This is a genomic window from Tessaracoccus caeni (assembly GCF_029211185.1).
Taxonomy (GTDB): Bacteria; Actinomycetota; Actinomycetes; order Propionibacteriales; family Propionibacteriaceae; genus Arachnia; species Arachnia caeni.
In genome coordinates this window covers 83339-102248 of sequence record NZ_JARGDO010000015.1, presented here as the reverse complement: position 1 = coordinate 102248, position 18910 = coordinate 83339, and the positions used below count along the sequence as shown (strand labels likewise).

The window sequence follows — 18910 nt, the reverse complement described above, 5'->3', positions numbered from 1 at the left end:
CGGTTACTGCTGGGAGCATACCGCGTGGCTTTTGGGCGGCCGAATTGCCTCGGTCATCGAAAGGTCACCGAAAGGGCATCCGGCGTTCACCGCATCGGACCGTGTCGTTGGCCCGTCAGTGCACCAGAACGATCTTTCCGACGTTGTCGCCGGCCACCAGCTGGGTGTGGGCTCGGACCACCTCGTCGAACGGGATCCGGGTTTCGGGGGAGGCGACGATGGTGCCGTCCGCGATGAGCGGCGACACCTTCTCCTCGACGGCCGCGCAGATCGCCGCCTTCTCCGCGTCCGGGCGGAAGCGCAGCGAGGTGGCCGTGATGGTGGCCTGCTTGCTGAGCAAGAGCCCCAGGTTGAGGGTTCCCTTCACGCCGCCCTGGAGGCCGATCACCACGATCCGGCCGCGGCGCGCCAGCGCCTTCACGTTCGACTCCAGGTACTTGGCTCCGATGATGTCGAGGATCACGTCCGCGCCCCGGCCGCCGGTGGCGTCCTTGACGCCCGCGACCCAGTCGCCGTGGTAGTCCAGGGCCACGTCGGCGCCGTGGGCTCGGCAATGCTCGAGCTTCGACGGGCTGCCGGCCGTGGCGATCACCGTGGCGCCGAGCGCCTTGGCGTACTGGGTGGCGAACGTGCCGATGCCGCCGGCGCCACCGTGCACGAGGAAGGTCTCGCTGCCCTTCAACTGCGCGACGTCGAGGTTGGACACCACCGTGGCGGCCACCTCCAGCAGGCCGCCCGCCGTGATCAGGTCGACAGATGCCGGAGGCGCGATCAGCTGGCCCTCGGGTGCTACGAAGTACTCCGCATAGCCGCCGCCGGCCAGCAGCGCGACCACCTCGTCGCCCTCCCTCCAGCGCCGGACGCCCTCGCCGACGCCCGCCACGACGCCGGAGGCCTCGAGGCCGATGATGTCGGTGATGCCGGGCGGCGGCGGGTAGTGGCCCTGCCGCTGCAGCACGTCGGCCCGGTTCACACCCGAAGCCACCGTCTTCACCAGAACTTCGCCGGGGCCGGGGGCGGGGGTGGGAACGTCGCCGATGGTCAGCGCATCGACGTCGCCGGGAGTCTCGACAATGACAGCTCGCATGCGCCCAGGCTACCGCCCGTCAGGCCAGGTGAGGTGGCGGCGGCTGGTGAAGCGACGAGGCGTGCCGTCAACGGGGTCGGTGAACTCGAGGCGCCAGGCGAGCAGGCGGAGTGGAGTGGAGAAGTCGTCGAGATCGGTGTCCAGGATGTCGGGGTAGAGCGGGTCGCCCGCCAGCGGGATGCCGAGTTTCAGGAAGTGCATCCGGATCTGATGGGTCTTGCCGGTCAGCGGCCGCACGATATAACGCGCCCACCGTCCTCGCACTTCGGCCAGCTCGATGTCGGTCGTGGAGTTGGCGGGCTCGTCGGGGAGTTCCTCGGCTTGCAGCACGCCCACCTTCTTGGTGAGGTGTGAGCTCACCCAAAGCGGGAAGTCCAGCTCCGGCCTGGCCGGCGCGATGGCCTGATAGGTCTTCGTGACGAGACGTTGTGCGAAGACGTCCTGATACGCGGCGCGCCACCGCTTCTCGATCGTCATCAGGAGCACGCCGGCGGTGCCGCGGTCGAGGCGATGAGCCGCCGACAGCTGCGGCAGCTCAAGTGCCGCACGGGCCTTGACCACCGCGCTCTGGACGACGTGCCGCCCGCGGGGGATGGTGGACAGGAAGTGGGGTTTGTCGAGCACCACGATCCGCTCGTCGCGGTAGAGCACCGTCAACTCCCCGGGCACCTCCGGCTCGTCGCGCAACTCGCGATGGAACCAGACGAACGTGTGCGGGCGATACGGCTCGTCGCCGGTCCAGGCCTGCCCACGGTCGTCGACGAAGGCGCCCTCGGCAAGCAGGCGGTCGACGTCGTCACGGATAGGGGCGAGTTTGTGCTTCAGGAAGTCGCGCATCGTCGGCCAGGGCTTGGGATGGGAGGGGTCGTGATCCGGCGTGCGCACCCATGCCGCTTGGAGCCCATGGCGTGGGGGGAGGGGCGAGTGGGGCGGCATGTTCGATTCTCCAGTAGTCTCTGGGGCAGATGCATCAGAACTAGGGGGCAATGATGCGGATTGGGGCCAGTCTTTCGCATGTCGGCCAATACAACGAGAATGCGGTTATTCACGCGCTGCGCGGCTTGGGGCCGACCAGCCAAACGGAGATCGCGGGAGCCACGGGGCTTTCGGTGCAGGCGGTCTCCAGCATCGTGCGCAATCTCATCACCCGGGGATATCTGCGGGAGGTGCGCACCGAATCCGTCGGGCGAGGCCGCCCTCGGGTGATCCTCGACCTGGTGGCGTCCGCGGGTTTCGCGCTGGGCATCCACGTCGATCCGTCCGTGATGACCTCGGTGATCCTGGACCTTCGGGGCAGCGTCGTGGCATCCGCCATGAGTCGTGACGTCGATCCGGACGATCCCGCGCAATCCATCGACCTGGTCGCGGATCTCACGTTGCGTCTGCTGGAACGATCGCGCATGGACCGCTCTCGGGCCGAGGGCGCCTGCCTCGCGGTTCCGGGCAGCATCGACCATCCCACGCAGTCGATCCGGGAGTCGCTGTGGCTGCCGGGATGGACCGGATCCGCCCCGGGTGAGGCCTTGGGTAAACGGCTGGGCATGAGGGTGCCCGTGGTGAAGGACACCCTGGCCGCGGTGATCGGCGAGAACTGGGTGCGGGCGGGCGCCAGCCTGGACTCCACCATGGTGTTCGTCTACATCGGCACCGGAACCGGCCTCGGCCTTTCCCTCAACGGTGAACCGGTGCTCGGATTCTCGGGCAACGCCGGAGAAGTGGGCCGGGTGCTGGTCGCGGTCGGTACCCAGGGCGGAGCCGGCCTGGACAACGACGTGGTGGTGCTCGTCGAACGGGCTCACCAGCAGGACATCCTGCCCGGCCCGGTGCCCGACCGGCGGGATCTGTGCAGCATGGAGGCCGACTTCCATGTGCTGTGCGCGCTGGCTCTCGACGGCGACCCAGGGGCCCGCGACCTGCTTCTCTCAGCCGCCGAACGAATCGCCGCCATGACGGTGATCGCCACGGAGATGGTCGACGCCGACACCGTCGTCGTCGGAGGGCCGTTCTGGCAACCGGTGCGCTCGCTCTACGAGCCCGTGCTGCGTGACGCGCTCGACCAGCCGTCGGCGCGGGGCCCGCAGGTCGTGCAGCTGCTGTCCACCGCCATGGGCGAGAACGTCGGTGCGATCGGTGCGGCTTCGGTGGTGCTGGATGCGCGCTACGTGCCCCGGGCGCCCGGCACGTATCGTCCCCTCGACGGCGGCTTCGCGGTCCACGACCTGTGACGACGTCCGTTTCGTAGAGTGACCCCATGATCGCTGTGGTGGAACGCCGGGTGCGTCTCGATGACCAGGCCGAGGACCGCTATCCGCGGATCCCGTTCGATGTGCCGGAAGGCGCCGAGTCGTTCGAGGTACGTCTCGATGTCGACGGCGAGGCCGTGATCGACCTCGGTTGCGAGGATCCGTCTGGGTGGCGTGGCTGGTCGGGCGGCGCCCGGTCGTCCTTCGTGATCACCCGCGACGACGCCACCCCTGGCTACCTGCCGGGCAACCTGCGGCCGGGACGCTGGCACGTCGTCGTCGGGCTGCACTCCTTGCCCGCGGGGGAGGCCGGCGTCCGAGTGACGGTGGAGACGCCGTCGCCCCGGCCGCCGGACCACGGACCGGTGGAAGCGCCTGTTCCGCGGGAGATCCGCGGTTCGGAGCGTGGGCTGCCCGCGCCCGCCGGACTCACCTGGTACGCCGGCGACACCCACTCCCACTCGCTGCACTCCGACGGCGCCCTCAGTCTGTGGGAACTGGCCAACGAGGGCGTATGCTCCGGCCTCGACTTCCTCTGCGTCACCGACCACAACACCACCAGCCATCACGCGCACCTGCCCGCGGTGGGGAGGCGCCATGGCATCACCCTGGTGCCCGGCCAGGAGGTGACCACCCACCGCGGCCACGCCAACGCCTACGGCGAGATCGGCTTTGTCGACTTCCGGCGCCCGGCCGGCGAATGGGTCTCGACCGTTGCCGAGCGCGGCGGGCTGCTGTCGATCAACCATCCTGTGGCCGACGACTGCGCGTGGCTGCACCCGCTCGACGAGGCGCCGTGGGGCGTCGAGCTCTACCACGGTTCCTGGTACGCCAACCCGATCGCGACCGGCGCCCTGGCCTGGTACGCGGGGCGCGACACCGCCCTGATCGGCGGCGGCGACTTCCACCACCGCTCGACTCCGCTTCGCCCCGGGCTGCCTACCACCTGGGTGCTGGCCGAGGACGACTCTGCCGAGGCGCTGCTGGAGGCCATGGCCGCCGGCCGCACCACGATCACGGCCGACGCGGAGATCGTCGACGGGGCAGGCCGGCCTCGCGTGATGACCGCCCCGATCCTGCTTCGCGACGGCGACGACCTCTTGGCGCTGGACGCCGCCGGCCTGGTGCTGGTGGGCGGCGGCGGGCGTCGCCGCGTCGTCGATACCGCGCGCCGGACGGTGACCGCTCCCCGCGAGGCCGGCCCCTATCGCCTGGAAGATGCCCAGCGTCGCACCCTGGCGCTGAGCCGCTAACATAGGGGGCCTGGCGAGGTCGCATAGTGGACTAGTGCAGCCGCCTTGAAAGCGGCCGAGTGGAAACGCTCCGTGGGTTCGAATCCCACCCTCGCCGCCGATTCGATCTCCGTCGTCGCGACACACCCCGTCGTAGAAGGCCCCATCCGAGCCGACTGTCGGCGGCTCCCGGTAGGGTGTGGGCATGGGTGAACAGATCTACCTCCTCAAGCCGCGTCCACCCGTTCGCGCGTACGGCATCGCCGCCGTGGCCTCCCTCGTGGGGGCCTTGTTCCTCGTCCTTTCCTTCTCCAACGGGTGGCATGCCGCCGTGACGGTGCTGGCCGGCATCGTCCTGCTGCTGGGCATGGGGCTGTTGGTGCTGGCGATGGTCTCCACGCAGCGCAACACCGTGCGCGTCACGCTCGACGATGACGGCTACCGGATCGAGGGCACCCTGCAGTCCCACGACGGGCAGTGGCACGACGTCTCCAAGATCACCCAGTCCGTCGAGGGCGGGCACGTGACGATCTACCACGGCAACGTCCGTCGCACGCACCTGATCTTCCCCGGCCCTGGCGACCCCGAACTCATCTCCGTCGTCCTCGATGACGTCAAGGCTCGCATCACCGAGGCCAAACGCAAGCGTTCCTGACTTTCCAACCTCTCACAAGAAGAACGACGCCTGCCGGATACCGGCAGGCGTCGTTCTTTGTCACTGGCGTCAGGGTTGCTCTTCCTCGACGGGGTGGTAGGCGCAGGCGTCGTTGACATCCTGGGTGCCCTCACCCAGATCGGCGGGGTTGCTGCTCCCGCTCGGATCCGGCTCGGACGACTCGGTCTTCTCTGGCTTGGGATCCTTCTTCGGCGGGTTGATCGCGTCGGCGACGGCTTGGCGCATCTCCTCGAAGTTAGAGTTCGCGTAGTTGTAGCCGTTCTTCCCGAGGGTGAAGCCCAGCCGCTTCATCGACTGATCCTGGATCTTCAGGGCCAGGTCGACGATGTGACGCAGCATCTCGGACGGGATGTCGGTGATCACCATGTCGCTGCCTGCGGCGGCGATGGCCTCGAAGCGCGTGACGAGGGTCACCGGGTTGGCTTGGTCGACCACCGCCTTGATCAGGCAGGACTGGCGAGCCATCCGGTCGTAGTCGTCGGTGTTGCTCCGGCTGCGGCCGTACCAGAGGGCGTCGTGACCGTCGAGGTGCTGGTTGGGGCCTTGCTCCAGGTAGCCCGTCGGCGGTCGTCCCTGGGTGTCGCCGCCGATGTTCAACCGCTGGTTGATGTTGACGGTGACCCCGCCCATCGCGTCGACCAGCTCCTTGAAGCCGTCGATGTCGAGCAGCATGAAGTAGTCGATGTCGAGGCCGGTGATGCCTTCGATGCCGAGCTTGAGGCCCTCGGCCCCAGGGTAGGTGGCGCCCGGGAAAAGGTCGCTGTTCTGCTCCGACCACGACCAGAGGTTGTTGAGCTGGGCAGCGTCGGCTCCGTCCCAGCGCAGGAAGCCGTCGGGGAACTGCTGGTCCAGCACGGAACCGTCGGGGAAGGGTGCGTAGGGTGTCTGACGCGGGATCTGGATCAGCGTGGTCTTGCCAGTCGAGGTGTCGATGGAGGCCACGATGATGGAGTCGGTGCGGATGCCGAGCCCGGTGTTGTTGTAGTCGCGCTTCTTGTCGTTGTCGGAGCCGAGCAGCAGGATGTTGAGCCTGGGGTGGCCCTCCCACGGGTTGTGGGCCTCGGCGTCGAGCGTCGGCCGGCTGTCGGCCTTGATGTCGTCGGACTTGTTGAAGATCCCGAGCGCCTTGATGGTGTCGTAGGAGTAGCGGGCGGCCAGGGCGCTGGGTACGGCGACGACGCTGCAGAGCGCAGCTACCACGCCGGCTGCGATCAGGCGTTGCGTGGTACGCAGGCCGCGGGGCCGGGTGACGAGATGGGTGACGGTGATCGTCGCCACCCACAGCAGGCCGAAGAAGATGGCGCCCACGATGACCATGGACAGGAACCCGCGGTTGATCGCGAGGCTCGCGTAGGAGCGCCAGTTGGGCAGCACGCGCAGCAACAGGTAGGCGATCACGGCGAGGAAGGCCAAGGCCAACACCGCGCCGATCGCCTTGGTGCGGCGCAGCGGTGCGCCCAGCATTCCGGACCCGGGAACGACGGTGGATGCGGCGGTCAGCGCGAGGCTGTTCTTGAAGCGCCGGTCGGTGTCGGAACGGTGCGAGCGACGCGACCCCGTCCTCGCACGCGGCGACGGTGCAGGTGCGGCCTTCGGCCTGGCGGCAGGGCGATTGGTGGGCGTCGTGTCGGAGTAGACGGTTTTGGGGCGCCCGAGGGCGAAGCGGGGCACCGCGTACTTGTCGTCCGCCTCAGGACTCGGTGCGGGCGCGTCTGAGGGCAGGCCGCGCCGGGCATCCTGAGAGTTGGGCTCGCTCATGTGTCTCTCCTCCTCCGGGCAAGTGTAGTGGCGTGCGGTGACAGGCCCTGTCAGCGGCGAGGTCGGGTGTGCCGGACCCCGCGTCGTCGGCCTGCTTTGAGGGCTCCTGTCGAGGCTCGGCGGGCACAGATCGGCTCGATTGGCGGGCTGATCGTCGCTCGGCTAGGCTTGCCCGAAGCTGGAGGTGTCGCCTAGTCCGGTCTATGGCGCCCGCCTGCTAAGCGGGTTGAGGGCTTCAACCCTCTCGCGGGTTCAAATCCCGCCACCTCCGCCAGCGGAAATCGGCCGCCCAGGTCTCACCTGGGCGGCCGATTCTCTTTGCGCGCTCGTCGTGCCACGCGGAACCTCCGGCTTAGCCGCTTGCTAACCCACCGACTTCGGTGGGTTAGCAAGCGGTTAGGGGGTTCATGAGCCAAATCGCTTCTTTATGATCTTGCGTAGGTAGTCCTTCTGTAGTGCCTGCTTGGACCGGAAGAAGAACAGATCTGATCGTGACAGGGCGCTGTCCTCCAGCTTCGCTCGGAGCAGTTCGAGTGTGCAGAACAGGTCCGCCGCTTGGAAGAGCCGGTAGTCCTTCGGCTTTACGTTGCGGAAGTCAACGTCGAAGAAGAAGGCATTGAACACGGAGTTCAGCGTCCGTGTCACCTCGGTCTGGCCGTTGTCGTAGTAGGCGATCACCTTGTCGAAGGATAGGAAATACTCAGCGTTCTGACGAAGAAACAGCCCCAACTGGCGAGCCAGCGCACCTTCGAGCTTGAGGGCGTCGCCGAACTCCTTCTTCCTGAAGACAAAGTGCTGGTAGCTGACATTCACCCGGCGTGCGAAACCGTGGAAGCGGGTGAAGATCGCCTTGCGCTCGGCGATGTCCATACCCCGATAGCCCTCTTCGCCACGAATGGCTGCCCCGGAGTGGACGACGTGCCCGCTCGTGAAACCGAGACTGCCCAACGTCGCGTCGAGAACGGCGACCTCGGTGGCGATGCTGTGTCGCTGTTCATGGAGGACGAGGGAGAGGACGTAGTAGCCCGCGCGAGATGAGTCGAAATGGCCGGACTCATCGATGAAGATGCTGAGTTCGGCCACGATCCCCCTTGAAAAGGAATGGCGGGGGACTTCCCCCGCCACCATGTGGGTCTAGACGTCTCCGCCAACCCAGTGACCTGAGTTTACCATGCGGCCTCAACGGACATCGGTAGCCAGCTACCGCCTGTGGATGGAGGTGTTGCAGGCCTTATGCAGGCTTGAAGGCCGCTCTAGACGTCGAGTTGTCACCTATCTACGGGACGGCCTCGGGTTCAGTAGTAGTACGGGAACTTGGACCAGTCGGGGGAGCGCTTCTCCAGGAAGGAGTCGCGGCCCTCGACGGCCTCGTCGGTCATGTAGGCGAGGCGGGTGGTCTCGCCGGCGAAGACCTGCTGGCCCACCAGGCCGTCGTCGATGGCATTGAAGGCGAACTTCAGCATGCGCTGGGCCGTCGGGGACTTGCCGCAGATCTTGGCCGCCCACTCCAGGGCCTCGTTCTCGAGGTCGGCGTGGTCGACCACCTTGTTCACCATGCCCATCCGGTGGGCGTCCTCGGCGGTGTAGACGTCGCCGAGGAAGAAGATCTCCCGGGCGAACTTCTGGCCCACCTGGCGCGCCAGGTAGGCGGAGCCGAAGCCGGCATCGAAGGAGCCGACGTCGGCGTCCGTCTGCTTGAACTTGGCGTGCTCGCGGGAGGCCAGTGACAGATCGGAGACGACGTGCAGCGAATGCCCGCCGCCGGCAGCCCAGCCGTTGATCAGGGAGATGACCACCTTGGGCATGAACCGGATCAGGCGCTGCACCTCGAGGATGTGCAGGCGGCCGAGCTTGGCCGCGTCGACGCTCTCCGAGGTCTCGCCCTCGGCGTACTGATAGCCGGCGCGGCCGCGGATCCGCTGGTCGCCGCCGGAGCAGAACGCCCAGCCGCCGTCCTTCGGCGAGGGACCATTGCCGGTGATCAGCACGCAGCCGACGTCGGAGGACATCCGTGCGTGGTCCAGCGCCTGGTACAGCTCATCGACGGTGTGCGGCCGGAAGGCGTTGCGCACCTCGGGGCGGTCGAAGGCGATCCGCACCGCCGGCACGTTCTTGGCGCGGTGGTAGGTGATGTCGGTGAAGTCGAAGCCCTCGACGGCGTCCCACAGCTCGGGATTGAACGGGTTGGTCATGGGTCAGCGTCCTTCCAGAGCCTCAAGAGCCCGGTCGGGGAAGTCGGTGATGATCGCGTCGATGCCCATCTCCGCCATGGCGACGATGTGCCGCGGGTCGTTGATCGTCCACGTGCGCACCGCGATGCCGGTGTCGTGGCAGCGTCGCACCAGGTCGGGATGCTGCAGAGCGAAGCCGACCGGGTGGATCGCCCCCGCCCCGACCGTCCGAGCGTAGGCCCACGGCTTGTGAAGCATGCCCTCGTAGAGCAGGGCGAGCTGCGCGGCGGGGATCCGGTCGCGCAGGCCGGCGATGCTGACATGGTTGAAGGACGAGTAGAGCACCCTCTCGGTCATGCCGACCTCGTCGACCAGATCGGCCACCTGATGGCCCATGCCGGGGTAGAGCTCGATGCTGTCCTTCAGTTCGACGTTCAGTTGCAGGTTCGTGGGCACGAGGAGTTCCAGCACCTCGCGCAGCGTGGGGATCTGGACTCCGGCGTGGTCCGCGTAACCGTTGCTGAAGTCGAGCGCGCGCACCTCGTCGAACGTGAGGTCGGCGATCGCCCCGGAACCATTGCTGGTGCGGTCGACGGTCTCGTCATGGATCACGACCAGCTCACCATCGCGGGTGCGCTGCACGTCGAGCTCGGTGCCCTTGGCCCCCAGCTGAATGGCCTTGGCGAAGGCGGAAAGGGTGTTCTCCGGAGCGAACTCGGTAGCTCCGCGGTGAGCCCAGATCTCAGTCATGGGACCAGCCTGGCACCTTGGACGCCGGAGGTAAAACTGAACCCCAAGGCGATTGCCTTGGGGTTCAGCTCACGTGGCGCGCTCGGAGGGACTCGAACCCCCAACCTTCTGATCCGTAGTCAGATGCTCTATCCATTAAGCTACGAGCGCTTGATCGGTGCGGGAAGAAACTATACGCGGGTCTTGTGGAGAAGCGCAAAACGAGGGATGTCGGCGCCTCACCAGCCCCTAGAGCAGCCCCAGTGCGACGAGGTCGGCGCGGAGCTGTGCCGCGGACTGAAACACGATGCCGGTCATGCCCACGGCCTCCGCGCCGGTCACGTTGACGGGGGAGTCGTCGATGAAGACCGCGTCCGCCGGTTCGATGCCGAGACGAGAGCAAGCCGTCAGGAAGATCTCGGGGGCGGGCTTCATCACGCCCTCGACGCCGGAGACGACGATTTCTTCGAAGCGCTGGAGTACGTCGTGAGTGCGAAACGCTATTTGGAAGGTGTCGGCCGCCCAGTTCGTGACGGCGCCGAGCCGGATCCCCGCGGCCTGAAGATCTGCGATCACCTCGCTGGTACCCGGCTCGAGATCCGTGATGGTGATCGGGAAGTGGGTGAGATAGGCGCGGATCTTCGCCTCGTCCTGGGGGAAGCGGAGCACCAGCTCCTCCGTGGCCTCCGCAGTGCTGGGTCGGGCGTCGTTGGACTTGTTCCAGGCGTCGAAACCAATGTGGGTCATGAACGCCTCGACCTCGTCCGCCGGCATCGCCTGCTCGAACGCGAGCCGCGGATTCCAGTGGATGATCACTTGGCCGATGTCGAAGATCACGGTGTTCATCGCCACATTCTGGCATTGGTGGAGACGACGGCGGGTCGTCTCCACCAAACGTGAGTGCCTCGTCGACGGTGGGCGGACGGTGGTCAGCTGAGGGCTGCCGCCTCCTCGGACTCCATCGACTCCACGAACTCGTGCTTCGTGCTCTGCCAGCGATCCTCGTTCATGCCGGTGCGCCAGTAACCGCTGATCGACACGTCTCCGCGGGAGACGCCCTGCTCGACGAACAGGAAGCGACGCAGATCCTTGACCATCTCGGCGACGCCATGCACGAACCAGCCGGTGCGCTTGGCCGGCACGCCCGCGGTGCGTACCGTGCGGGCGAGTTCCGAGCCGTAAGATGCGCCGTCGCGGGTCACCCACACCAGCTCGACGCCGTTGGGCTGGGGGATCTCGAAGGTGGAGTCGGCGTCGGCGATCTCGACGTAGGCCGTCGCGGTGGTGCCGGCGGGCAGGCGGTCGATGGCGGCTGCGATGGCCGGTGCCGCGGCCTCGTCGCCGGCCAGGACGAAGTGCTCGTAGTCCTCGGTGGGGTGCCAGGCGCCGCCGGGCCCGAAGAAGCCCACCTGGTCACCCGGCTGCGCCTTGGCTGCCCACGGACCGGCGAGACCGGTGTCGCCGTGCACGACGAAGTCGATCTTCGCGCGGCCGGTGGTGGGGTCGTAGCTGCGGATCGAGTAGGTCCTGGTCACCGGGGCCTGTTCCGGATTGGTGGCGCGGATCTGGTCGGGATCGAAGGGCCACGAGTAGTCGGCGCCGGCCGGCGGGAAGAGGATCTTCACGTAGTGGTCGGTGTGGGGGAGCGCCGCACCCACCAGATCCGGGCACTCGAACGTCAGCCGCGCCATCTGGGGGCCGATCCGCTCCACCTCGACGACGGTGGCCTGACGCGCGACGCGATTCTTCGGGGGCATGCAATCTCCTGAATAAGGTTAGGTATTCCTCACTTTATCCGGGAATCATGGTGGCGCAACCCTGGTCTGACCCATCACGCTCTTCGAGGTGCGACCAGATCACGCTCTTTGTGGTGCGAGCGAAGCGAGCCTCGACGGTCAGGGGGAGGGCGAAGAACCCCATCTACTCTCTTTGAGGTGCGGAGCGCAGCGGAGCCTCGAAAAGAGCCAGCGCGACCTTAGGCAGCGACCTCTGGATAGGGACTGTCGTTCGGCCGCAGGCTGGCTCTTTTCGAGGCTCAGGCTTGCGGCTCGTTCCTCGCCTTGAGCCTTCGCACCTCAAAGAGCGTGAAAGGGACTCACTGAGCCATGGTGCCCGTCTCGAGGAAGCGGACGTGCCAGCCGAGGGCGGTGGCCAGGTCGTGCGGCGTGTGCATGCCGTTGGCCTTCTTCTCCGCCAGCTTCACGTACTCGCGCAGCGGCTCCTTGTAGTCGGGATGCGCGCAGTTGTCGATGATCACCTTGGCGCGCTGACGCGGGGCCAGGCCGCGCAGATCGGCGAGGCCCTGCTCGGTGATGATCACCTGGACGTCGTGCTCCGTGTGGTCGACGTGGTTGACCATCGGCACGATGCAAGAGATCGCGCCGCCCTTGGCCGTCGACGGGGTGACGAACGACGAGATCCAGCCGTTGCGGGTGAAGTCGCCCGAGCCGCCAATGCCGTTCTGCATCCGCGAGCCCATCACGTGGGTGGAGTTCACGTTGCCGTAGATATCGGCCTCGATCATGCCGTTGCAGGCGATGACGCCCATCCGGCGGATGGCCTCCGGGTGGTTGGAGACGTCCTGCGGGCGCAGGATGATCTTCTTGGCGTAGTGCGCCGCGTTGTCGTTCATCTTCTCGGCGGCCTTCGGCGACAGCGAGAACGCGGTGGCGGAGGCGACGGTGAGCTTGCCGGAGTCCAGCAGGTCGACCATGCCGTCTTGGATCACCTCGGTGTAGGAGGTGAGCTGCTCGAACGGGCCGTCGAGCAGGCCCTGCAGCACCGCGTTGGCGATGTTGCCCACGCCCGACTGCATCGGCAGCAGGTTCTTGGGCAGGCGACCCTGCTTCACCTCGTTGCCGAGGAAGTCGAGCAGGTTGTTGGCGATGGCGCGCGAGTCGTCGTCGAGCAGCTTGAACGGGGTGTTCCGGTCGGGGCTGTCGGTCTCGATGATCGCGATGATCTTGTCGGTGTCCACCTTGAAGACGGGCTCGCCGATCCGGTCGCCGGGGTTCTGGATGGGCAGCGGCACCCGGTTGGGCGGCAGGGCGCCGATGGGGGAGTAGATGTCGTGCATGCCGTACAGGCCCTCGGACTGCCACGAGTTCACCTCGAGGATGATCTTGTCGGCGTAGTCGAGGTAGGTGCGGTTCATGCCCACCGACGACGACGGGATGAGCCAGCCCTCTTCGGTGACCGCGGTCACCTCGACGACGGCGACGTTCAGCTTGCCAAGGAAGCCCTGGGAGACCTGCGGGCCGACGTGCGAGAGGTGGATGTCCTGGTAGTAAGACACGCCCTGGTTGATGGCGGTGCGCATCTCGGGATCGGACTGATACGGCATGCGGTACGACACGCCGCCGGTGCGCGCGAGGGCGCCGTCGAGTTCGGGAGCGGTCGAGGCGCCGGTCCACACGCCGATCCGGAACTCCTCACCCTTGTTGTGATGGGCGTCGATGATGGCGGCCAGAGCCTCCGGGAACTCCTTGGGGTAACCCGAGCCGGTGAACCCGGAAAATCCGATGTTCCATCCGTTCTCGACGAGGGCTGCGGCGTCATGAGCCGACATGACCTTTCCCCGCAACGCATCGTTACGAATGCGACCTGACATCTGTCCTCCTTGAGAATGTGGTGCGCCCCTAACCATACCGACGTGCCCCGTGCGGTGGAGCAACACCCCCAGGTTGATGGGACTCGACTGAACTCAGGCTCGGGGCATGCCGAACGCCAGCAGGGCGACGGCGTCCAGGCGAGGGAAGCCGATGGAGGCGTCCGCCGCCTGCGCGGTGACGGGCTTCGCGCAGTAGGCGATGCCGAGGCCGGCGGCGGCGAGCATGTCGAGGTCGTTCGCCCCATCGCCCACCGCGACGGCCTGCGCTAGGTCGATGCTGTGCTCGGCGGCGAATCGACGCAGATCCTTGGCCTTCTGCTGCCGGTCGACGACGGTGCCGATCACGCGCCCGGTCAGCACCTCGGCGCCGCCCTGGAACTCGGTCTCCAAGACATTGGCGTTGTAGAAGTCCAGCTCGAGGCGCTCGGCGAGCGGTGCCACCAGGTGGGTGAAGCCGCCGGAGGTGACGCCGATCTTCGCGCCCGCCGCCTTGGCCGCCGCGACGAGGTTCTCTGCCCCGGGGGACAGCGTCATGCGGGGGGCTACCTCGTCGAAGACGGTGGTGCTGAGGCCCGCCAGCGTCGCGACGCGCTCCCGCAGCGACTCGCCGAAGTCGAGTTCGCCGCGCATCGCGCGCTCGGTGATCTCGGCCACCCTCTCGCCGGCCCCGGCGTACTCGGCCAGCAGGTCGATCGCCTCTGTGGTGGTGAGCGTCGAGTCGACGTCGAGCATCACCAGGCGTGCCGGCGTCGAGGCCAGCGGCTCGTCGACGACGGCCACCGCCACGTCGCCCGCCTGGCCGCGCAGCTCGTCGCGCAGCGCCCACGGATCCGAGCACTCACCCAGCACCTGCACGACGTGCCCGGTCTCCAGCCTTCCGCCCGTCATCCGAGGCTGCGTCATCGCCTTGTCGAGGCTCATCAGGAGCGCGCGGGGAACGGGGGAGGAGGGGGAAATCATGGTCACGCGGATCATGGCGACAGGCTATCGGTAGCGACCGCGTTTATCCCTTCCCGATCTTCGATTTTGATCTGTCCCGCGCGCCGTGCTTGAGTTGATGACAGGTACTAATTCGTGGCCCGAATTAAGTGCCCGTTCACGGTCGCACACCTCTTCACTCCAGGAGCCCTCCTCCCCATGACCACGCCCTCCGCCGACCTCACCGCGCCCGAATGGTGGCGCCAGGCTGTCGTCTACCAGATCTATCCCCGCAGCTTCGCCGACCTCGATGGCGACGGGCTGGGTGACCTGCGCGGCATCACGGCACGCGCCGACTACCTCAAGGAACTCGGCATCGACGCCGTGTGGCTGAGCCCCTTCTATCCGTCGGAGCTCGCCGACGGCGGCTACGACGTGGCCGACTACCGCGACGTCGACCCCAAGCTGGGCACCCTCGACGACTTCGACGAGATGGCCGAGGCGCTGCATTCCCGCGGCATCAAGGTGGTGGTGGACATCGTCCCTAACCACAGCTCCGACCAGCACGTCTGGTTCCAGGAGGCGCTGGCGGCCGGCCGCGGCTCGAAGGAACGCGAGCGCTACATCTTCCGCGAGGGCAAGGGCGAGGACGGCTCCGAGCCGCCCTCCGACTGGGTAGCCGCTTTCGGCGGATCCGCCTGGGAGCGCGTCGAGGACGGCCAGTGGTACCTGCACCTGTTCGCGCCCGAGCAGCCCGACTGGAATTGGAACCATCCCGAGGTGCGCGACGACTTCCTGAAGACCCTGCGCTTCTGGTCGGACCGCGGCGTAGACGGGTTCCGCGTCGACGTGGCCAACCTGCTCACCAAGGACCTCACCGAGCCACTGCCGTCGCAGGCCGAGCTCGAGGCGCTGCCCGGCGACGGCAATCATCCGATCTGGGACCGCGACGACGTGCACGAGATCTACGCGACCTGGCGCGAGGTGTTCAACTCCTATGACCCGCCGCGCACCGCCGTCGCGGAGGCCTGGGTGCCCTCCGACCGGGTGCCGCTGTACGCCAGCCCGAACAGCCTGGGGCAGTGCTTCAACTTCGACCTGCTGCAGGCCGACTTCGACGCCGCTCAATTCCGGGGGATCGTCGCGCACAACGTCGAGCTGTCCGAGCGATCCGCATCGTCGAGCACCTGGGTGCTGTCCAACCACGATGTGGTGCGCCACCCAACCCGCTACGGCCTGCCCGTGCCCGCGCGCGGCGAGGACGGCTCGCTGCCGGTGAAGCACGGCGGCGAATGGCTGCTGTCCGGCGGCACCGAGCCGGAGCTGGACCGCGAGCGCGGCGCCCGTCGAGGCCATGCCGCCACGCTGTTCATGCTCGGCCTGCCCGGCTCCACCTACCTGTACCAAGGGGAGGAGCTCGGCCTGCACGAGGTGGCGGAGATCCCCGACGAGGCCCGCCAGGATCCGACGTTCTTCCGCAGCCCCGGCGTGAACGTGGGTCGCGACGGCTGCCGCGTGCCGCTGCCGTGGACCCGCGAGGGAGTCGCTTTCGGCTTCGGCGACGCCGCCCCGCACCTGCCGCAGCCTGAGTGGATGGGTCAGTTCTCCGTCGAGGCGGAGGACGAGGATCCGGGCTCCACACTCAACCTCTACCGCCGTGCGCTGAAGCTGCGTCGTCAGTGGGAGTGCGAGGAGCGTTTGGAGTGGGTCGAGACCGGTCGCGACGACGTGCTGCGCTTCCGTCGTCCGAATGGCTGGGAGATCGTCACCAACTTCGGCGGAGTCGACGTGCCGCTGGCCGACCTGGGCCTGACGTCGGACGACGTGGCGCTGTCCAGCGTCGCGCTGTCCGACGTGTTGGCTGCCGAGTCGACCATCTGGATCGCCCCGTAGTCACCGGCCCAGACGAAAGGCCCGCCCACAGTCGCCTGTGGACGGGCCTTTCTTTAGCGTCGGTCACTCTTTTCGAGGCTCGCTTCGCTCGCACCTCAAAGAGCGTGAATGAGGTGCTTCGCCGCTCCGGATTGTCGAGGCTCGCTTCGCTCGCACCTGAAAGAGCGTGAAGTCAGCGACCCGAAGCGACGGGCGTGAGTTCGATCTGCTGTTCCTGGCCGCCGCGGACGACGGTCAGGGTGATCGGCTCGCCGACCCGCTGCGCCCGAACCAGGGCCACCAGCGACTCCGTCGAGGTGACGTTACGGCCGTTGACCGCGGTGATCAGGTCTCCCACCTGGATCCCGGCGCCCTCGGCGGGCGAGCCGGAGACCACTTCGGCGATCTGCGCGCCGAGCCGTCCCTGCTCCTGCGAGTCGGTCGCGGACACGCCGATCTGGGGATGCTGCGCGGTGCCGCTCTGGATCAGCTGATCCGCGACGTAGCGCACCTGGTCGGCCGGGATCGCGAAGCCGATGCCGATGTTGCCGCCCGTGCCGCCGTCGGAGGACTGGCTGAGCGTCGCGATCGACGACGTGATGCCCACCAGTTCACCGGCAGAGTTCAGCAGCGCGCCACCGCTGTTGCCGGGGTTGATCGCCGCGTTGGTCTGGATGGCGGCGGTGACCACCGTGTTGGACTGCGCGTTGATGCTCTGGTTGGTGTCGACCGCACGCGTGGTGACCGGGCGGTCGAGCGCGGAGACGATGCCCGTGGTGACCGTGCCGTCGAGGCCGAGCGGGTTGCCGATGGCCATCACGGGGTCGCCGACGCGCAGCTTGGACTCGTCGCCGAACGCGATCACCTGGAGATCCTCGGGCGGGTCCACCAGCTTGATCACGGCCAGGTCGGTGCTGGGATCGGTGCCCACGACCGTCGCCTGGTAGGTGCGTCCGCTCATGATCACCGTGAGATTCGCCTGGCCGCCCGAGCTGGAGATCACGTGGTTGTTGGTGACGACGTGGCCCTCCGCGTCGATCACGACGCCCGAGCCCTGACCCGAACCACCGGAGCCCTCCACCTGGATGGCGACGACGGCGTTCTCTGCCGCAGCGGCGACCTCGGTCCAGTTGGGCTCGTTGGGATCCGCCTGGACGACGGTGTTGCTGACCGCACTGCTGAGATCATTGCCGTCGGCGAGGTAGGTGGTGGCGGCCACTCCGCCGAATCCGCCGACGGCGGCCGCGGCGAGGGCCACCGCGACCAGCCCCGCGGCCCTCGCGCCGACCCCCTTCTTCCGGGGCTGAGACGGCGGCGCGGCGTAGCCGGTCTGCGGCGGGAGATAGGCCGCGAGGTCGGGCTGACGCATCGTCTGGTCTGTCCGCGGAGCGCTCAGGCGCTGCGTCGCGGGCTGGGCCTGCCAGCCCTGCGGCTGCTGCTGGGCGTAGGCCGGCTGCGGGTTCGGCAGCGGCTGCCCGCCCGGCGTCACAGGGTCACCGGCCTCCCTGCTCCAGGGATTGGGCCGCGGGTCGAACTGACCCGAATCATTGCTGCTCATCGTGTTCCTCCACACCTGAAAACCTTGACGTGATTCAGGTAACTCCTCGATTCTATGAGCCGCCTGTGAGGTCGCTCAGAGGTCACTGAGAGCGTGATGGTCGAGCCATCCGATCACGTCGGAGATCACCTCGTCGCGGTTGGTCTCGTTGACGATCTCGTGGCGGGCCTCCGGGTAGACGGTCAGGGTGACGTCGCCGACGCCGCGCTCCTGATAGGCGCGGGCCAGTCTTGCCAGGGAGTCCTGCAGTTGGAGCGGGTCATCGGAGCCGGAGGCGATCAGGATCGGGACGTCGGGGGAGAGACCCTCGGCCGGCACGCCGAACAGCCGCATGCCGTCGGCAGGGCCGAAGAGCTTGAGGATGTCAGCGTCGAAGCACAACTCGTCGGCGGCGAAGGCCTGGGCGACGGCGGGGTCACGGCTCAGCCACTCGTAGCCCGTCGTGCGAGGGCCGCCCCAGCGCTTGTTGAAGTTGCCGCTGGCCAGGTGCAGCGGGGTGCGATAGGCGCTGCCGGAGAGCACCACGGCGTCCCAGGTTCGTGGTGCGCGGTTGAGGATGCGCTGGGTCATCAGCGAGCCCCAGGAGTGCCCGAAGATCGCCACCCGCAGCTCGGGGTGGTCCGCGCGGATGCGTGCCGTCAACTGCACGATCGCGTCCTCGGTGGCACGCAGGCCGCCGGGGCCTAGGCGACCCAGCCGGCTGAGGTCGCTACCCCATTGGCGTCGCCCCGTCTCGCCGTGTCCGCGATGGTCGTCTGCGTAGACGGTGTACCCCGCCTCGACCAGTCGCTCGGCGAAATGGTCGTAGCGACGCGCGTGCTCGCCGACGCCGTGGGCGATCTGCACCACCGCCTTCGGATGCTCCGCGTCGTAGCGATACGCGGTGATCTCGACCCCATGGGTATCGACGTAGGTGAAGGCCAGCGGTTCCGTCATGACCCCATCCTGCCGCGCTCGACGCCCGCGTGCGGAGAACGCGCCCGACGAGGTGATTTCGCAGGAAGTGGCCTACTGGCAGGCCGAGCGCCGCCGCGGGGTCGGCGGCTCAAGAAGCAG

16 protein-coding genes and 3 tRNA genes are annotated in these 18910 nt (G+C 67.6%); 6 read left to right on the top strand and 13 right to left on the bottom strand.

Features of this window, described 5'->3' with window-relative positions; all coding sequences use genetic code 11:
• Window positions 1-115: 115 nt before the first annotated feature.
• Both P0D62_RS13620 and P0D62_RS13615 read right to left on the bottom strand, forming a co-directional pair.
• A complete protein-coding gene (locus tag P0D62_RS13620; protein WP_275703092.1) occupies window positions 116-1087 on the bottom strand; it encodes an NAD(P)H-quinone oxidoreductase in 972 nt (323 codons plus the stop codon).
• Between the two features lie 9 nt (window positions 1088-1096).
• Window positions 1097-1924, bottom strand: coding sequence for a pseudouridine synthase (locus P0D62_RS13615; RefSeq protein WP_275703101.1), 828 nt, complete (start codon window positions 1922-1924; stop codon window positions 1097-1099).
• 149 nt (window positions 1925-2073) lie between these two features.
• Here P0D62_RS13615 and P0D62_RS13610 point away from each other — a divergent pair, with 149 nt between their 5' ends.
• From P0D62_RS13610 to P0D62_RS13595, 4 genes are all read left to right on the top strand, one after another.
• Window positions 2074-3312, top strand: a complete 1239-nt coding sequence (locus P0D62_RS13610; RefSeq protein ID WP_275703091.1) for an ROK family transcriptional regulator — start codon at window positions 2074-2076, stop codon at window positions 3310-3312.
• A 26-nt stretch (window positions 3313-3338) separates the two neighbouring features.
• Window positions 3339-4583 (top strand): CehA/McbA family metallohydrolase, encoded by a 1245-nt coding sequence (locus P0D62_RS13605; protein WP_275703090.1) that lies wholly within the window; start codon window positions 3339-3341, stop codon window positions 4581-4583.
• 12 nt (window positions 4584-4595) lie between these two features.
• Window positions 4596-4680, top strand: a tRNA-Ser gene (locus P0D62_RS13600).
• A gap of 87 nt (window positions 4681-4767) precedes the next feature.
• The gene (locus P0D62_RS13595) at window positions 4768-5217 is read left to right on the top strand and encodes a hypothetical protein (RefSeq protein WP_275703089.1); all 450 of its coding nucleotides are present in this window, start codon (window positions 4768-4770) and stop codon (window positions 5215-5217) included.
• A 69-nt stretch (window positions 5218-5286) separates the two neighbouring features.
• Here the strand turns inward: P0D62_RS13595 and P0D62_RS13590 are convergent, their stop codons facing one another.
• A complete protein-coding gene (locus P0D62_RS13590; RefSeq protein ID WP_275703088.1) occupies window positions 5287-6996 on the bottom strand; it encodes an LCP family protein in 1710 nt (569 codons plus the stop codon).
• 180 nt (window positions 6997-7176) lie between these two features.
• On the opposite strand from P0D62_RS13590, the gene P0D62_RS13585 reads away from it, so the two are divergent.
• A tRNA-Ser gene (locus tag P0D62_RS13585) sits at window positions 7177-7270 on the top strand.
• A gap of 131 nt (window positions 7271-7401) precedes the next feature.
• Here the strand turns inward: P0D62_RS13585 and P0D62_RS13580 are convergent.
• The 8 genes from P0D62_RS13580 to serB all read right to left on the bottom strand — a co-directional run bounded on the left by P0D62_RS13580 (window position 7402) and on the right by serB (window position 14481).
• Complete coding sequence (locus P0D62_RS13580; protein ID WP_275703087.1) at window positions 7402-8079, bottom strand: DUF3800 domain-containing protein; 678 nt, start codon at window positions 8077-8079, stop codon at window positions 7402-7404.
• Window positions 8080-8291: 212 nt separating this feature from the next.
• Window positions 8292-9188 carry a 1,4-dihydroxy-2-naphthoyl-CoA synthase gene (locus P0D62_RS13575; protein ID WP_275703086.1) on the bottom strand — a complete coding sequence of 299 codons (897 nt, stop codon included), beginning with the start codon at window positions 9186-9188 and terminating at the stop codon, window positions 8292-8294.
• A 3-nt stretch (window positions 9189-9191) separates the two neighbouring features.
• Complete coding sequence (locus P0D62_RS13570) at window positions 9192-9917, bottom strand: glycerophosphodiester phosphodiesterase (RefSeq protein WP_275703085.1); 726 nt, start codon at window positions 9915-9917, stop codon at window positions 9192-9194.
• Window positions 9918-9991: 74 nt separating this feature from the next.
• Window positions 9992-10067 (bottom strand) — tRNA-Arg (locus P0D62_RS13565).
• 78 nt (window positions 10068-10145) lie between these two features.
• Window positions 10146-10742, bottom strand: a complete 597-nt coding sequence (locus P0D62_RS13560) for an HAD family hydrolase (protein WP_275703084.1) — start codon at window positions 10740-10742, stop codon at window positions 10146-10148.
• 83 nt (window positions 10743-10825) lie between these two features.
• Window positions 10826-11653, bottom strand: a complete 828-nt coding sequence (locus P0D62_RS13555) for a siderophore-interacting protein (protein WP_275703083.1) — start codon at window positions 11651-11653, stop codon at window positions 10826-10828.
• A gap of 338 nt (window positions 11654-11991) precedes the next feature.
• Window positions 11992-13506: an acetyl-CoA hydrolase/transferase family protein gene (locus P0D62_RS13550; RefSeq protein WP_275703082.1), complete on the bottom strand. Its 1515-nt coding sequence runs from the start codon at window positions 13504-13506 to the stop codon at window positions 11992-11994.
• Window positions 13507-13599: 93 nt separating this feature from the next.
• Window positions 13600-14481, bottom strand: coding sequence for a phosphoserine phosphatase SerB (gene serB, locus P0D62_RS13545; protein ID WP_275703081.1), 882 nt, complete (start codon window positions 14479-14481; stop codon window positions 13600-13602).
• Window positions 14482-14643: 162 nt separating this feature from the next.
• On the opposite strand from serB, the gene P0D62_RS13540 reads away from it, so the two are divergent.
• Window positions 14644-16317: a glycoside hydrolase family 13 protein gene (locus P0D62_RS13540; RefSeq protein ID WP_275703080.1), complete on the top strand. Its 1674-nt coding sequence runs from the start codon at window positions 14644-14646 to the stop codon at window positions 16315-16317.
• 172 nt (window positions 16318-16489) lie between these two features.
• Here the strand turns inward: P0D62_RS13540 and P0D62_RS13535 are convergent, their stop codons facing one another.
• Both P0D62_RS13535 and P0D62_RS13530 read right to left on the bottom strand, forming a co-directional pair.
• A complete protein-coding gene (locus P0D62_RS13535; protein WP_275703079.1) occupies window positions 16490-17854 on the bottom strand; it encodes a S1C family serine protease in 1365 nt (454 codons plus the stop codon).
• Between the two features lie 75 nt (window positions 17855-17929).
• Window positions 17930-18790, bottom strand: coding sequence for an alpha/beta fold hydrolase (locus P0D62_RS13530; RefSeq protein ID WP_275703078.1), 861 nt, complete (start codon window positions 18788-18790; stop codon window positions 17930-17932).
• Between the last annotated feature and the right edge of the window lie 120 nt (window positions 18791-18910).

Excerpts from the sequence above, each read along its gene's own strand:
- P0D62_RS13620 (WP_275703092.1), bottom strand. The coding sequence starts at position 1,087 with ATGCGAGCTGTCATTGTCGAGACTCCCGGCGACGTCGATGCGCTGACC.
- P0D62_RS13615 (WP_275703101.1), bottom strand. The coding sequence starts at position 1,924 with ATGCGCGACTTCCTGAAGCACAAACTCGCCCCTATCCGTGACGACGTC.
- P0D62_RS13610 (WP_275703091.1), top strand. The coding sequence starts at position 2,074 with ATGATGCGGATTGGGGCCAGTCTTTCGCATGTCGGCCAATACAACGAG.
- P0D62_RS13605 (WP_275703090.1), top strand. The coding sequence starts at position 3,339 with ATGATCGCTGTGGTGGAACGCCGGGTGCGTCTCGATGACCAGGCCGAG.
- P0D62_RS13595 (WP_275703089.1), top strand. The coding sequence starts at position 4,768 with ATGGGTGAACAGATCTACCTCCTCAAGCCGCGTCCACCCGTTCGCGCG.
- P0D62_RS13590 (WP_275703088.1), bottom strand. The coding sequence starts at position 6,996 with ATGAGCGAGCCCAACTCTCAGGATGCCCGGCGCGGCCTGCCCTCAGAC.
- P0D62_RS13575 (WP_275703086.1), bottom strand. The coding sequence starts at position 9,188 with ATGACCAACCCGTTCAATCCCGAGCTGTGGGACGCCGTCGAGGGCTTC.
- P0D62_RS13570 (WP_275703085.1), bottom strand. The coding sequence starts at position 9,917 with ATGACTGAGATCTGGGCTCACCGCGGAGCTACCGAGTTCGCTCCGGAG.
- P0D62_RS13560 (WP_275703084.1), bottom strand. The coding sequence starts at position 10,742 with ATGAACACCGTGATCTTCGACATCGGCCAAGTGATCATCCACTGGAAT.
- P0D62_RS13555 (WP_275703083.1), bottom strand. The coding sequence starts at position 11,653 with ATGCCCCCGAAGAATCGCGTCGCGCGTCAGGCCACCGTCGTCGAGGTG.
- P0D62_RS13550 (WP_275703082.1), bottom strand. The coding sequence starts at position 13,506 with ATGTCAGGTCGCATTCGTAACGATGCGTTGCGGGGAAAGGTCATGTCG.
- serB (WP_275703081.1), bottom strand. The coding sequence starts at position 14,481 with ATGATCCGCGTGACCATGATTTCCCCCTCCTCCCCCGTTCCCCGCGCG.
- P0D62_RS13540 (WP_275703080.1), top strand. The coding sequence starts at position 14,644 with ATGACCACGCCCTCCGCCGACCTCACCGCGCCCGAATGGTGGCGCCAG.
- P0D62_RS13535 (WP_275703079.1), bottom strand. The coding sequence starts at position 17,854 with ATGAGCAGCAATGATTCGGGTCAGTTCGACCCGCGGCCCAATCCCTGG.
- P0D62_RS13530 (WP_275703078.1), bottom strand. The coding sequence starts at position 18,790 with ATGACGGAACCGCTGGCCTTCACCTACGTCGATACCCATGGGGTCGAG.